This is a genomic window from Polaribacter aquimarinus (assembly GCF_003129485.1).
GTDB classification, from domain to species: domain Bacteria; phylum Bacteroidota; class Bacteroidia; order Flavobacteriales; family Flavobacteriaceae; genus Polaribacter; species Polaribacter aquimarinus.
In genome coordinates, this window is sequence record NZ_QFFG01000001.1 from 263870 (window position 1) to 278952 (window position 15083).

At 30.2% G+C, this 15083-nt stretch carries 15 protein-coding genes and 1 tRNA gene; 3 read left to right on the forward strand and 13 right to left on the reverse strand.

Annotation, left to right across the window (positions count from 1 at the left end; genetic code table 11):
- Window positions 1-111: 111 nt before the first annotated feature.
- The 3 genes from DIS07_RS01245 to DIS07_RS01255 form a co-directional block, all read right to left on the reverse strand.
- Window positions 112-184, reverse strand: a tRNA-Lys gene (locus tag DIS07_RS01245).
- 62 nt (window positions 185-246) lie between these two features.
- Window positions 247-1014 (reverse strand): ABC transporter ATP-binding protein, encoded by a 768-nt coding sequence (locus DIS07_RS01250; protein WP_109403401.1) that lies wholly within the window; start codon window positions 1012-1014, stop codon window positions 247-249.
- A 6-nt stretch (window positions 1015-1020) separates the two neighbouring features.
- On the reverse strand, window positions 1021-1761 hold the full coding sequence (locus tag DIS07_RS01255; RefSeq protein WP_109403402.1) for an MlaE family ABC transporter permease: 741 nt from the start codon (window positions 1759-1761) through the stop codon (window positions 1021-1023).
- A gap of 108 nt (window positions 1762-1869) precedes the next feature.
- Here DIS07_RS01255 and pafA point away from each other — a divergent pair, with 108 nt between their 5' ends.
- Entirely contained in the window at window positions 1870-3507 is a 1638-nt protein-coding gene (pafA, locus tag DIS07_RS01260; protein ID WP_109403403.1) for an alkaline phosphatase PafA, read from the forward strand.
- Here the strand turns inward: pafA and DIS07_RS01265 are convergent, their stop codons facing one another.
- Window positions 3508-4182 carry a PrsW family intramembrane metalloprotease gene (locus DIS07_RS01265; protein WP_109403404.1) on the reverse strand — a complete coding sequence of 225 codons (675 nt, stop codon included), beginning with the start codon at window positions 4180-4182 and terminating at the stop codon, window positions 3508-3510.
- A gap of 46 nt (window positions 4183-4228) precedes the next feature.
- Window positions 4229-5161 (reverse strand): citrulline utilization hydrolase CtlX, encoded by a 933-nt coding sequence (gene ctlX / locus DIS07_RS01270; protein WP_109403405.1) that lies wholly within the window; start codon window positions 5159-5161, stop codon window positions 4229-4231.
- 177 nt (window positions 5162-5338) lie between these two features.
- Between ctlX and DIS07_RS01275 the strand changes: the two genes are divergently transcribed.
- Complete coding sequence (locus DIS07_RS01275; protein WP_109403406.1) at window positions 5339-5797, forward strand: hypothetical protein; 459 nt, start codon at window positions 5339-5341, stop codon at window positions 5795-5797.
- Window positions 5798-6017: 220 nt separating this feature from the next.
- On the forward strand, window positions 6018-7253 hold the full coding sequence (locus DIS07_RS01280) for a DEAD/DEAH box helicase (protein WP_109403407.1): 1236 nt from the start codon (window positions 6018-6020) through the stop codon (window positions 7251-7253).
- Window positions 7254-7272: 19 nt separating this feature from the next.
- On the opposite strand, the gene DIS07_RS01285 is transcribed toward DIS07_RS01280, so the two are convergent.
- The 8 genes from DIS07_RS01285 to rpsK all read right to left on the reverse strand — a co-directional run bounded on the left by DIS07_RS01285 (window position 7273) and on the right by rpsK (window position 15062).
- Entirely contained in the window at window positions 7273-8187 is a 915-nt protein-coding gene (locus DIS07_RS01285) for a dimethylarginine dimethylaminohydrolase family protein (protein ID WP_109403408.1), read from the reverse strand.
- A gap of 73 nt (window positions 8188-8260) precedes the next feature.
- On the reverse strand, window positions 8261-9547 hold the full coding sequence (locus DIS07_RS01290; protein ID WP_109403409.1) for a citrate synthase: 1287 nt from the start codon (window positions 9545-9547) through the stop codon (window positions 8261-8263).
- Between the two features lie 176 nt (window positions 9548-9723).
- Window positions 9724-11010, reverse strand: a complete 1287-nt coding sequence (gene eno / locus DIS07_RS01295) for a phosphopyruvate hydratase (RefSeq protein ID WP_109403410.1) — start codon at window positions 11008-11010, stop codon at window positions 9724-9726.
- Between the two features lie 128 nt (window positions 11011-11138).
- On the reverse strand, window positions 11139-12257 hold the full coding sequence (gene carA / locus DIS07_RS01300; RefSeq protein ID WP_109403411.1) for a glutamine-hydrolyzing carbamoyl-phosphate synthase small subunit: 1119 nt from the start codon (window positions 12255-12257) through the stop codon (window positions 11139-11141).
- A 95-nt stretch (window positions 12258-12352) separates the two neighbouring features.
- A complete protein-coding gene (rplQ, locus tag DIS07_RS01305; protein ID WP_109403412.1) occupies window positions 12353-12838 on the reverse strand; it encodes a 50S ribosomal protein L17 in 486 nt (161 codons plus the stop codon).
- A 63-nt stretch (window positions 12839-12901) separates the two neighbouring features.
- The gene (locus tag DIS07_RS01310) at window positions 12902-13894 is read right to left on the reverse strand and encodes a DNA-directed RNA polymerase subunit alpha (protein WP_109403413.1); all 993 of its coding nucleotides are present in this window, start codon (window positions 13892-13894) and stop codon (window positions 12902-12904) included.
- 97 nt (window positions 13895-13991) lie between these two features.
- A complete protein-coding gene (gene rpsD, locus DIS07_RS01315) occupies window positions 13992-14597 on the reverse strand; it encodes a 30S ribosomal protein S4 (RefSeq protein WP_109403414.1) in 606 nt (201 codons plus the stop codon).
- 81 nt (window positions 14598-14678) lie between these two features.
- The gene (gene rpsK, locus DIS07_RS01320) at window positions 14679-15062 is read right to left on the reverse strand and encodes a 30S ribosomal protein S11 (RefSeq protein WP_109403415.1); all 384 of its coding nucleotides are present in this window, start codon (window positions 15060-15062) and stop codon (window positions 14679-14681) included.
- Window positions 15063-15083 lie beyond the last annotated feature (21 nt).

The following is a 15083-nucleotide window of genomic DNA, read 5'->3' on the forward strand; positions in this document are numbered from 1 at the left end:
AAGTTTATTTTACAAAGTGAAAGATACAAAAAATGTATTCAGTTTTATTTCAAAATCTACAGGAAGAAAAAAGTAAAAAAAAACTCTGTACTAAAGTACAGAGTTTTTATGTGACCGGGCTGGGGCTCGAACCCAGGACCCTCTCCTTAAAAGGGAGATGCTCTACCAACTGAGCTACCAGGTCATTCTTTTTCGTTTTAGCGGCTGCAAATATATGCCTTATTTTTAATAAAACAAATCTATTTTTTATTTTGTTTCTTTTAAATATGCTTCTCTTACTTTTTTAAATAAATTAGAAGAATACACGAATCCTACAACAGCTTCATTATCAGTTTTAAAGATATCATTACTTGTTCCTTCCCATGCTTTTCTACCATCTTTTAAAAAAACTATTTTTTCTCCAATTTCCATTACAGAATTCATATCATGAGTATTAATTACAGTTGTAATATTATACTCATCTGTTATTTCTTGAATTAAATTATCGATTACAATAGCTGTTCTAGGATCTAAACCAGAATTAGGTTCATCACAAAATAAATATTTAGGATTCATTACAATTGCTCTCGCAATAGCAACTCTTTTTTGCATTCCTCCTGATAACTCGGCGGGTAACTTAAGGTTAGAATTTTTTAAATTTACTCTATTAATTACAAAGTTGACACGCTCTAACATCTCTTCATAAGATTGATTCGTAAACATTTTTAAAGGAAACATTATATTATCTTCTACGGTTTGCGAATCAAACAAGGCACTTCCTTGAAAAACCATACCAATTTCTTGTCTCCACTGCTGCTTTTGTTTGTCTGTAAATTGAGTATTTATTCTTCCATCAAAAGAAATAGTTCCATCTTCTGGAGTATGTAAACCAATTAACGATTTTAAAAAAACTGTTTTTCCAGAACCACTTTGTCCTATAATCAAACTTGTTTTTCCTGGGTGAAAAGTTGCATCTATACCCTTTAAAACTTTAACATCTCCAAATCCCTTATGTAAATTTTTAACTTCTATCATTATTTTTTAAGTTAATAGCATTTGAGTTAAAAAATAATTAGCAATTACAATTAAGATTGTTGTCCAAACTACAGATTGTGTACTTGCTCTACCTACGGCTATAGAACCACCTTTAACAAAATAACCATGATAAGAAGGTACTGTTGCAATTAAAAAAGCAAAAACTAATGTTTTTATAATTGCATAAACTAATAAAAATGGTTTAAAGTCTGTTTGTATTCCTTCAATATAATCGGCTCCAGAAAACAAACCAGATAACACTCCTGCAACCCATCCTCCAAATATACCCAAAAACATTCCTAAAGAAATAAGAAATGGGTAAAAGAATACTGTTGCCAATACTTTTGGTAATACCAAGTGATTTAACGAATTTATACCCATAACTTCTAAAGCATCTATTTGTTCAGTAACTCGCATTGTACCAATACTAGAAGTTATGTAAGAACCTACTTTACCTGCTAAAATAATTGAACAAAAAGTGGGTGCAAATTCTAAAATAATAGATCTTTTAGCTGCAAAACCCACTAAAGATCTTGGAATAAAAGGATTTTCTAAATTCAATGCTGTTTGAAGTGCAATTACACCTCCAATGAAAAAAGATATAAACATGATGATTCCTAAAGATTTTAATCCTAAATCTTCAACTTCCTTAAAAAAAGCTTCGTAAAAAACTTTAAAACGTTGAGGCTTTGTAAAAACACGCCTTAACATCATAAAATATTTACCAATATGCTCTAGGTAATTCATGTATTAAAATTTTATGCTAAAGTATTAAAATATCATTAATAGAAAGTAAAATTGACAACATCAAAATAAAAAATAATTACTTTTGACAAACTGAATAATTCTATCCTTATGAAATTTAAATTATTTCTATTTTTTCTACTTACTTTTTTAATAGTAGCTTGTTGTAAAAATGAAGCTCCAAAAAAGCCTAAATTAGTTGTTGGAATTGTTATAGATCAAATGAGGTATGATTACCTAACAAGATACGCAGATAGATATGGAAAAAATGGTTTCAATAGAATTTTAAAAGGAGGTTTTTCATTAGAAAATGCGCATTACAATTATATACCAACCTATACCGCTGTAGGGCATTCTTCTATATATACAGGAACTACACCAAGCGAACACGGAATTATTTCTAACAATTGGTATGATAAATTTTTAAAGAAATCTATTTATTGTGTGGATGACAATAATTATATTACTATTGGAAACAATACTAAAAATGGAAAAAAATCGCCTAAAAGGTTACTTACAACTGCCATAACTGATCAATTGCACTTGGCTCAGAACATGAAAGGAAAAACTATTGGAATTTCTATAAAAGATCGTTCGGCAATTTTACCTGCGGGTCATACAGCAAACGCAGCTTATTGGTATGATGGTGGTAACATTAATACTTGGATTACAAGTTCTTTTTATATGGATAAATTACCAAAATGGGTAGAAGGTTTTAATAAAAAAAATAATGCTGATGACTATTTAAATACAACTTGGGAAACACTTTATGATATTAAAACCTATTCTAAAAGTAGAGATGACAATAATGTTTTTGAAGGTAAATTTACCGGTCAAAAATCACCTATATTTCCTAAAGATTTAAAAGTTTTAAGGACTAAAAACGGGAATTTTAACTTACTAAAATCGGTTCCTGCAGGAAATACTTTTACTGCAGACTTTGCTAAAGCGGCTATAATTGGAGAAAATTTAGGCAAGAGCGATCTTACCGATTTTTTAGCACTTAGTTTTTCTTCAACTGACTATATAGGTCATAAATATGGTGTATCTGCTATAGAAACTGAAGATACTTATTTAAGATTAGACAGAGATTTGGCTGATTTATTTAGTTTTTTAGACAAAGAAGTTGGAAAGGATAATTATACTTTGTTTCTAACTGCAGACCATGCAGCAGTTCACGTTCCTGCTTATCTACAATCTCTAAAAGTCCCTGCTCATTATTTAAAGACTAAAGAAATTAGAGATTTTCTTTTAAAAACCACTAAAAAATATTTTAATTCAACAGAATTGATAGAGAACGTTTCTAACTATCAAATATTTTTAAATAAAGAAAAAGTAGAATTTTTGGGTTTAGATATCAATACTGTTGCTCAAAAACTAGCAGATGAAGTTGTTAATTTTAGTGAAATTTATAAAGCTGTTACTGCAAGAACTATGCAAACAACTAATTTTACAACAGGAATTTTAAATTCACTTCAAAACGGATACAATCAAAAGTTTTCTGGAGATGTTTTAATGATCCCTTATCCTGCTACTTTAATGAGAGGAAGAACAGGAACTAGTCACGGTTCTGGTTATTCTTACGACACCCATGTACCAATTATTTTTTATGGAAATGGAATTAAAAAAGGTTCATCAACAAAAAGATACAATATTACTGACATTGCACCAACTATTTCGAATTTGTTGCAAATTGAAGCGCCCAATGGTACTAACGGAATTATTATTGATGAAGTTTTAAAAAGATGACTATTCTTTAAACTGTGAACTTAATTGATGCTTCTTTATGGCTTTTTTTGATAAAACTATCCCAATAATTAAAGAAACAAATGCTCCGATAGAAATTCCAGGAATAAAGTCTATAAATAAGAAAAAATCATAAGCTCCATGAAAAAGCGTTGCTAGTAAAAGTCCTAATAAATTTAATTTACTTTTATTTTTAGAAAACTTAGCTTTTCCCATAAAATAGCCCATTAAAATACCAAAAGTAGCATGTGCAGGTACTGCGGTAAAAGCTCTTGTTATTCCTGTGGCAACTCCATATTGAAAAACATATAATACGTTTTCTAATGCTGCAAACCCCATAGAAACCATAACTGCATAAACAATTCCATCAAAAGGTTCATTAAACTCTTTGTTACTCTGTGCAAAGTATCTTACAATAAGGTATTTAGAAAACTCTTCTACCAAAGCAACCACAAAAAAAGCTTTTAAGAATTGTTGTAAAATACTTTGACCATTAGTAAGCGGAATTAACTTAGCAGCAATAACCCCTAAAATTGCTGTTATTAAAATACTTAGAGTTGCACCCAATAAAAAATTCTTAAACAAAAAACTTATGGGCTCTTTTTCAAATTTATCTTTAAAATAAATATATAAGATTACAATAGTTACAGGTGCAATAGCCAACAGAAATAAATTCATTCTGTAAATATATCAAAAAGGCTTTTGAGCTGTATAAAAGTGGCTATTAATTTTTAGGCAAAAATACCTCAGCCATCATGCAACGTGCACTTCCACCACCACAAGTTTCTATAGTATCTAATGAACTAGAAATTATTTTACAATGGTTATTTATTTGGGCTTTTTGAGATTGTGTTAGGCTATTAAAAGCAGCTTGACTCATAATTAAATACCTTTCATCATCATTACCTTGAACTTGCAACATATTTCCAGCAAAATTATTGACTTGCTCTTCTGTAATATCAATTACTTTTTTTCCATCTTCTTTAAGATGTTTTAAGAGATTTTTACGTTCTTTTTTATCATCTATAGATGACAAACAAACAACTGCAAAAGTTTCTGCAACACACATCATAACATTGGTATGATAAATAGCTTCTCTTTTACCATTTACGGTCTGATTTGCTGTGAAAATTACTGGTGTGTATTCAAAATCTTCACAAAACTCAATAAATAAATCTTCATCTGCTCTTGGAGATAAAGCACAATAGGCTTTTTTATTTTCACGGTCAAGAATCATACTGCCTGTACCTTCTAAAAAGAAATTGTCTTCTTCTGCAGAAGTATAATCTACAATGTTTTCTATTAAAAAACCTTCGTTTTCTAATTTCTCTAAAACATCTTCTCGTCTTTCTAAACGTCTGTTTTCTGCAAACATTGGATAAATTGCAACCGTACCATCTGCATGAAAAGAAACCCAATTGTTTGGAAAAATAGAATCTGGTGTATCGAATTCTTCGGTATCAGAAACCACAATTACATGAATTCCATAACTCTTTAACTTAAACACATATTTATCAAATTCTTCTTGGGCCTTTGTATTAATCTTAGAATTTTCTAACGCTAATTCTTCTTGATAATAGTTATTCACTGCAGTTTGCTCATTCATCCTAAAATTTACAGGACGAACCATTAAAATAGTATTTGTAGTTTGTTGCATTCTTTATTAATTATTTCGCAAAATTATACATTTTTTACTTGACTATTTTGTGTTTTTGATAAATAATTCAGTTTGTTTCTAAGCTTTAAAAAATGTAGATTAGCTAACATCTGATATAAGTCATTAAAACGACATCATATTAGTGTTAAACTTGTAAAACATTAAAAAACAGAACCTATGAAAAAATACACTTTAAGTTTAATCGTTTTATTTTTGGTAATTAGTTGTTCTTTAGAATCAAAATACAGCTTACCAAATGATGAAAACATTAATCCTGAATTAATTGGAGAATGGTATAATAAAAAAGATAATGAAGAAAAACTTATCATTGCAAAACACGGAGAAAAAACTTATAAATTGTTGCTAAAGGACAAGAAAAAAACTGATGTAATAATTTCGTTCTCAAAAACAATAAAAGGTTTTGAAATTATGAATCTAAAAACAGAATACAAAAAAGAAATTACAAATGTTTTTTATGGTTTTAAAGTTGAGGGAAACACTCTTATTTTTTCTAAAATTAATAAGAAATTGAGAAATAAAGATTTTCAATCTCAAAATGAACTATTAGATTTTTTTAAAGAGAATATAAATAGAGAGGATTTCTTTATAAATAAAACCGAATTAATCCGAAAATAAAAAACGTTTCACAACAAAGTGCAAAGTTAATTGCTTTTTAGAACTTACTTGCGAAAATTTCTACGGAATTTTAACGGGTTCTTGAAGTTTGCTAACTTATTCATTTAACCTTTTGCCATATTTCTTTACGAGGTATTTATAAATTAATCCTCTTTTTAAAAGTGTTATTATAAAATACAACACTACATTCTTTTAAACTACCTTTGCTATAAAAACATAAATGCAGTTTTCTGAGTTACCTTTAGATAAAACTATATTAAAAGCTGTTACTGAAGCTAGATTTCACAAACCTACTTTAGTACAGCAAAAAACGATTCCTTTAGTATTAAAAAGGAAAAATGTTTTAGTATCTGCTCAAACGGGTACAGGAAAAACAGCAGCTTTTGCCTTACCTATACTTCAGCTTTTATTAGACAAACAAGATGCTAAAAAAGATGAGAAAAGAATAAAATCTTTAATTGTTACTCCAACTCGTGAGTTGGCTATTCAAGTCTTAGAAAACTTTAAAAAATTTGGTAAATACACAAATTTAAGAACTACAGCTGTGTTTGGTGGTGTCTCTTTAGAACCTCAGAAAGAAATACTAGCAAAAGGTGTAGATATTCTAATTGCTACTCCAGGAAGATTAATTGACTTGTATTTACAAGGAAATATAGATTTAAATTCTGTTGGAATCTTTGTTTTAGATGAAGCCGATTTAATGTTAGATATGGGGTTTATTAAAGATGTAAAAAGAATAGAAAGTCTTTGCCCAAAAACGAAACAAATACTACTTTTTTCTGCAACAATTCCAGAAAAGGTTGCCCATTTAGCTAAAACGACTCTAAACATTCCTATTAAAGTAGAAATAAATCCAGAAGAAACAACTGCTAAAAATATTGGTCAACTTTTATATTATCTTCCAAAAAAAAATAAAACAGATTTGTGTTTGCATTTGTTAAGAAATACAATAAATGGAAAAATTATTATTTTTAGGAGAACAAAATTTGGCGTTGATAAATTAGAACAAACATTACTTAAGAATAGCTACCAAGTTGTAAGTATACATGGAGACAAAAGTCAACTTATTAGAAATAAAGCTATTGAAGATTTTAAAAATAAAAAAACTTCTATTTTAATTGCGACTGATGTCGCAGCAAGAGGAATTGACATTACAAATGTAGATGCGATTATTAACTTTGATATACCAAATGTAGCAGAAACTTATGTGCATAGAATTGGAAGAACGGCACGAGCAGGGAAATCTGGAATTGCATTTTCTTTTTGTTCTCCAGATGAAAACGGATATATAAAGACAATTGAAATACTTATTGAAAAACCCATAAAAGTAATTGAAGATCACCCTTACCCAATTTCTAAACCCAAGCATAAAAAGAAACAACTAAATACTATTAGTAAACACAAAAAAGGAAGAAAATCTACTGCTTCTAAAAAGAAAAAGAAACGCTGGTATTAATTAACTACTTTATTTTAAATTAATCTCTTATTAAAGGCATTGTAGAGCAACGCAACAACCCTTCTTGTTTTGCTATTTCTGTATAAGGAACTTCTTCTACAGTAAAACCGTTTTTTCTTAACCAAGTATTTAATCTTGTAAAGTTTTTTTCTGATATGATTACTTCTTCAGAAATTGAAAAAACGTTGCTATTCATATTATACATTTCTTCTTTTGTGATTTCAAAAACATTTTCTTTTCCGAAGAAATTTAGTAACCAATTATATTCACTTTCAACTAAAAAACCATTTTTATGTAAAATTGCTTTATCTTTTCCAATGGGTTGAAAACAACAGTCTAAATGCAAAGCATTTTCCTTTGCGTTTTTATTAGATTTTCTTAATTCAAAAGACTTTACTATTTTATGAGGAAACAATTCTTGTAAAGCAATTACCGCATCTGTATTTGTACGAGCAGTTATGTAATCTTTATAATCACTTCCTGAATAAGTGCCAATAAAAATATAGTCATTCCAAGGCATTACATCTCCACCTTCTACATGGCATTCTTCTGGTAAAACTATTATATTTTCAGGATTAATTTGAGAAATCACATTATCGATAGCTTTGTATTCTCTTTCCCTGTCTGGAAGAATGTTAGCTTCAATAAATTTATCTTCAATGACAAAAGCAATATCTCTAGAGAATATTTGATTATAATTTTCAATAATTTCTGGCCTGTAAACTTTTACATCATATTTATTAAACACATCTGCAACAGCTTCCATTTCAACAATCATATCCTCTTCTTTAGGATATGTGCCCGCCAAAACATGCTCAATACTTTTTGGGTCATAACAATCTTCTACCTTAGGAACACCTCCATTACTTTTGGCTATTCCTAAAACTACAGCTCTTAATCTTGAAGTCTCATTATTGATATTTAATGCTAACATATTTTTAAATAGATAAAAAAAGCTTCATTATTAATGAAGCTTTTAGTTATTTGGTAAAAATAATATTATTTTTTTATCTTTTCTCTAAATCTACAAATTCTCTGTAGTTTTCTCCTGTATAAATTTGACGTGGACGACCAATTGGCTCTTTACGCAACCTCATCTCTTTCCATTGTGCAATCCAACCAGGTAAACGACCTAATGCAAACATAACAGTAAACATATCTGTTGGTATTCCCATAGCTCTATAAATAATACCTGAATAGAAATCTACATTAGGATATAATTTTCTATCAACAAAATAAGGATCACTTAAAGCTTCCTGTTCTAAGCCTTTTGCTATTTCTAAAATTGGGTCATTTACACCTAAATCGTTTAAAACTTCATCAGCTGCTTTCTTAATAATTTTAGCTCTTGGGTCAAAGTTTTTATAAACTCTATGTCCAAAGCCCATTAATCTAAAAGGATCGTTTTTATCTTTAGCTTTAGCCATATATTTCTTTGTATCCCCTCCATCTTCTTTAATAGCCTCTAGCATTTCTAATACTGCTTGATTTGCACCTCCATGCAATGGTCCCCAGAGTGCAGAAATCCCAGCAGAAAGCGAAGCAAATAAACCTGCATGAGAAGAACCTACTATTCTAACTGTAGAAGTAGAACAGTTTTGTTCGTGATCGGCATGTAAAATTAAAAGTTTATCTAAAGCATTTTTAATAATTGGATTTACTTCAAAATCTTCATTTGGTTGTTTAAACATCATATACATGATGTTTTCAACATATCCTAAAGAATTTTTTCCATAATTTAAATGTAGACCTTTTTTCTTACGCATGGTCCAACCTACTAAAACAGGAAATTTTGCTAAAATCCTAACAATTGCCGAATACATTTCTTCTCTAGAATTAATATCAACAGAAGAAGGGTTAAAAGCTGTTAAAGCACTGGTTAAAGAAGACAAAACTCCCATTGGGTGTGCAGTCTTAGGAAATGCTTCTAAAATTTTACGAACATCATCATCAACTAAAGAGTGAGATTTAATATCTGAATGAAATTTTTCTAATTCAACCTTTGTTGGTAAGTTTCCGAATATTAATGCATAAGCAGTTTCTAAGAAATCAGCTTTTTCAGCTAATTCTTCAATAGCATATCCTCTGTATCTTAAAATTCCTTTTTCTCCATCTAAAAAAGTTACAGCACTTTCACAAGAACCTGTATTTTTATATCCAGGGTCTATAGTTATCACTCCATTTGTTGCGACTCTCAGTGTTTGAATATTTATTGCAACTTCATTTTCTGTTCCTTTTACAAGAGGAAATTCGTATGAATTATCTCCTATTTGCAATTTAGCCTTATCTGACATTTTTAGATGTTTTTAATGTGTTGTTTAGTATCGCGAAGATACCATATTTTAAAGGATTTTAAAAGTTCGAGAAATAGATTTTAGCCATTTTAAAATAATATTAACTTATTTCTAAAATATGTAAAAAAAAAGCCTCATAATTTCTTAAGAGGCTTTTAAAAAACAACGGATTGTTGTTAAATTTTAAATGCTTTTTCTTTAGGGAAATAAGCTACATCTCCTAATTCTTCTTCTATTCTTAATAATTGATTATATTTTGCCATTCTATCAGAACGAGAAGCAGAACCTGTTTTAATTTGCCCACAGTTTAAAGCTACAGCTAAATCTGCAATAGTATTATCTTCGGTTTCACCAGATCTGTGAGACATTACAGAAGTATACCCGGCATTTTTTGCCATGTTTACAGCAGCAATCGTTTCAGTTAAAGAACCTATTTGGTTTACTTTAATTAAAATTGAATTTGCAATACCTTCTTTAATTCCTCTTGATAAACGTTCTACATTTGTTACAAACAAGTCGTCTCCAACTAATTGCACTTTATCACCAATTAACTCTGTAAGATACTTCGTTCCTTCCCAGTCATTTTCATCCATCCCATCTTCGATAGAAATAATTGGATATTTATTAGCTAATTCAGCTAAATACTCAGCTTGTTCATTAGAAGTTCTAATTACACCTTTATCACCTTCGAATTTAGTGTAATCGTATTTTCCATCAACAAAAAACTCTGCAGAAGCACAATCTAATGCAATTTTTATCTCATCACCAAATGCATATCCAGCATTCTCAACCGCTAAAGCAATTGTTTCAATAGCATCTTCAGTTCCATTTAATGTTGGTGCAAAACCACCTTCATCTCCAACAGCTGTAGATAAATCTCTATCATGTAAAACTTTCTTTAAATTATGAAAAATTTCAGAACCCATTTTCATTGCTTCAGAAAAACTTTCTGCTTTAACAGGCATAATCATGAACTCTTGAAATGCAATTGGAGCATCAGAGTGAGAACCTCCATTAATGATATTCATCATTGGAACAGGAAGAGTATTTGCAGAAACACCCCCTACGTATCTATACAAAGGCATTCCTAATTCGTTTGCTGCTGCTTTGGCTACAGCTAAAGAAACTCCTAAAATAGCATTAGCTCCTAATTTTGATTTATTTGGAGTACCATCTAAGTCAATCATTAATTTATCAATAGCATTTTGTTCAAAAACAGAAACACCAATTAACTCCTCAGCGATAATACTATTTACATTATCAACAGCTTTTAAAACTCCCTTACCCATATAATCTTTTCCACCATCACGTAACTCAACAGCTTCGTGTTCTCCAGTTGAAGCTCCAGAAGGAACTGCTGCTCTACCTAAAACACCACTTTCTGTAATTACATCTACTTCTACAGTAGGATTTCCTCTTGAATCAAAAATTTGACGTGCGTGAACGCTAAGAATAATACTCATTTTTTTATAATTTTAATCGTTTTTACTATCTATTTTTACTTTGGCTAATTTACGAAATAAGCTGCGCTTTATTTCAATTTAAAGTAGTTACTTACGAAAACGTTTTCTAGTTAAACCTTAATATTTATTTAGCTTATAATAGATTTTGCCGCTTTAATATTTGCTATAAATTGATCAAACAAATATTCTGAATCATGTGGTCCAGGGCTTGCCTCAGGGTGATATTGAACAGAAAAAGTATTCTTATCTTTTAATCGAATTCCTGCAACGGTATGATCATTTAAATGTACATGAGAAATCTCAACATTTTCATTTGCTTCAGTTTCTTCTCTATTAATCGCAAAACCATGGTTTTGAGAAGTAATTTCACCTTTTCCTGTTAATAGGTTTTTTACAGGGTGATTAATACCTCTATGCCCGTTATGCATTTTATAAGTGGAAATACCTTGAGAAAGTGCTATTACTTGATGTCCTAGGCAAATACCAAATAATGGTAAGTCTCTATTTACAATTTCTTTTGCAACTGCTTGGGCTGCTTCTAAAGGTTCTGGGTCTCCTGGTCCATTTGAAATAAAATACCCATCAGGATTAAAAGCTGATAAATCTTCAAAAGAAGAATTGTAAGGAAATACTTTTATGTAAGCTCCTCTTTTAGTTAGATTTCTTAAAATATTCTTCTTTATACCAATATCTAAAGCTGAAATTTTAACTTCGGAATTTTCATCTCCTACAAAATAAGGTTCTTTAGTAGATACTTTAGAAGCTAACTCTAAGCCTTCCATACTTGGAACTTCTGCTAGTTGTTTTTTTAGCGCATTAATATTATCAACTTCTGTAGAAATTATGGCATTCATAGCTCCGTTATCTCTAATATAAGAAACCAAGGCTCTGGTATCTACATCAGAAATTGCCACTAAATTATGTTTTGCAAACCAATCTTTTAAATTTCCATCAGAATCTACTCTTGAATGAGTAAAGCTAAAGTTTCTACATATTAAACCTGCAATTTTAATTCCTTCAGATTCTACTTCATTATCATTTACTCCATAATTACCAATATGCGCATTTGTAGCTACCATTAATTGCCCATAATAAGAAGGGTCTGTGAAAATTTCTTGGTAACCGGTCATCCCTGTATTAAAACAAATTTCTCCAGTAGATGTACCTTCAATACCTACAGATTTTCCGTAAAAAATTGTTCCGTCAGCTAATAAAACTAAAGCTTTTTTTCGCGTTTGATATTTCATTTATTATAGTTGTGTTTTGTTGGTGTAAAAATATAAAAAAAGGGATAAACGGTAAACGTTTATCCCTTTGATATAAATTAAAAAATTTTCATTTTTTATTCTTCAGATTTTTCTTCTGTCGCTGTTTCTTCTACTTGAGCTGTAGCTTCAGTTTTCTTAGCACTACCTCTTCTACTTCTACGTGTAGATTTTTTAGCCTTTTTACCTTTAGGATTGTAAATTTCGTTATAATCTACCAATTCTATCATTGCCATAGGAGCATTATCTCCTTGACGATTTCCTAATTTGATAATACGCACATAACCTCCTGGTCTGTCCGCTACTTTTACAGAAACTTCTCTAAAAAGCTCTGTTACAGCATACTTATTACGTAAATAAGAGAATACAATACGTCTATTGTGAGTTGTATCTGCTTTAGATTTTGTAATTAATGGTTCTACAAAGGTACGTAATGCTTTTGCTTTTGCCACTGTTGTGTTAATACGCTTGTGTTCTATTAAAGAACAAGCCATATTAGCTAACATCGCTTTTCTATGCGCTGTTTTTCTTCCTAAATGATTGTGTTTTTTTCCGTGTCTCATTTTTGACGTTTGTTTATACTTTCATCTTGCTTCTAACCACTTTGGTGAGCAAATTATGAAAGGTTAATCTCTATCTAATTTGTATTTTGTTAAATCCATCCCGAAACTTAAGCCTTTTACAATCACTAATTCTTCTAATTCAGTTAATGATTTTTTACCAAAGTTTCTAAATTTCATTAAATCACTTTTATTAAAAGAAACTAAATCTCCTAATGTATCTACTTCTGCAGCTTTTAAACAATTTAAAGCTCTAACAGAAAGATCCATATCGATCAATCTCGTTTTTAATAACTGACGCATATGTAATGATTCCTCATCGTATGTTTCAGTCTGTGCAATTTCATCTGCTTCTAGAGTGATACGCTCGTCAGAGAATAACATGAAGTGGTGAATTAAAATTTTCGCAGCTTCAGTTAATGCATCTTTTGGATTGATAGATCCATCTGTATCTATATCAAAAACTAATTTTTCGTAATCCGTTTTTTGCTCTACACGAAAATTTTCGATTGCATACTTTACATTCTTAATTGGTGTGTAAATAGAATCAGTAAATATTGTTCCTATTGGTGCAGATGCTTTTTTATTTTCTTCTGCAGGTACAAAACCTCTACCTTTTTCTATAGTAATTTCTGCGTTAAGTTTTACTGATTTATCCATGTTACAGATTACTAAATCTGGATTTAACACTTGAAAACCAGAGATGAATTTCTGTAAGTCTCCAGCAGTAAACTGTTCTTGACCTGATACTGAAATAGAAACAGTTTCTCTATCAGTTTCATCTATTTGTTTCTTAAAACGAACCTGTTTTAAGTTTAAGATAATTTCTGTTACATCTTCTACAATACCTGGTACTGTAGAAAATTCATGCTCTACACCATCTATTCTTAATGATGTAATTGCAAAACCTTCTAAAGATGATAACAATACCCTTCTTAAAGCATTACCTACTGTTAAACCAAAACCTGGTTCTAAAGGTCTAAACTCAAATCTTCCAGAAAAATCTGTAGATTCTATCATTATTACTTTATCGGGCTTTTGAAAATTTAAAATTGCCATAGTGTTTCTTCGTTTTAATTGTTATTTAGTTGCGCGGTTTATAAGTTTGAAGAAGTACAAATAAACCCTTTGGCTAAATACCAATATGATTATTTTATTATTTAGAATATAATTCTACGATTAATTGCTCTTTGATATTTTCTGGAATTTGTAATCTTTCTGGTACTTTTACAAACGTTCCTGATTTAGTATCATTATTCCAAGTTAACCACTCATAAACATTGCTGTTAGATGCTAATGCATCCTCTATTGCTACTAATGATTTGGATTTTTCTCTTACAGCAACCACATCACCTTCTCTTAATCTGTAAGAAGGAATATTAACGATTTCTCCATTAACTGTAATGTGTCTATGAGATACTAATTGACGTGCTCCACTTCTTGAATTTGATACTCCCATTCTGTACACCACATTGTCTAAACGAGACTCACATAATTGTAATAAGATTTCACCAGTAATTCCTTGTGAAGCTGAAGCTTTTTTGAATAAGTTACTGAATTGACGCTCTAATATACCGTAAGTATATTTTGCTTTTTGCTTTTCAGCTAATTGTGTAGCGTATTCAGATTTTTTTCCTCTTCTTCTTGCGTTTCCGTGTTGTCCTGGAGGGTAATTTCTTTTTTCGAAGTTTTTATCATCTCCGAAGATTGCTTCGCCAAATTTACGAGCAATTTTAGTTTTTGGTCCTGTATATCTTGCCATTTCTTTTTTGTTATAATTAGGGATTATGAATTAAGGCTAATCCTTCGATAATCGTTAATCCTAATTGATTAAAATATTTAATTATACTCTTCTTCTTTTTGGTGGACGACATCCGTTATGAGGAATTGGTGTTACATCAATAATTTCAGTAACTTCAATACCTGCATTGTGGATAGATCTAATTGCAGATTCTCTACCATTACCTGGTCCTTTTACATAAACTTTTACTTTACGTAAACCTGCTTCTTTTGCAACCGCTGCACAGTCTTCTGCTGCTAATTGAGCAGCATAAGGAGTGTTCTTTTTAGAACCTCTAAAACCCATTTTACCTGCAGATGACCAAGAAATTACGTCACCTTTTTTATTTGTTAAAGAAATAATGATGTTGTTAAAAGATGCATTTATATGTGCTTCTCCAATTGCATCAATAATTACTTTACGTTTTTTTGAACTTGCTTTTGCCATAATTATAATTGTTTAGTTATT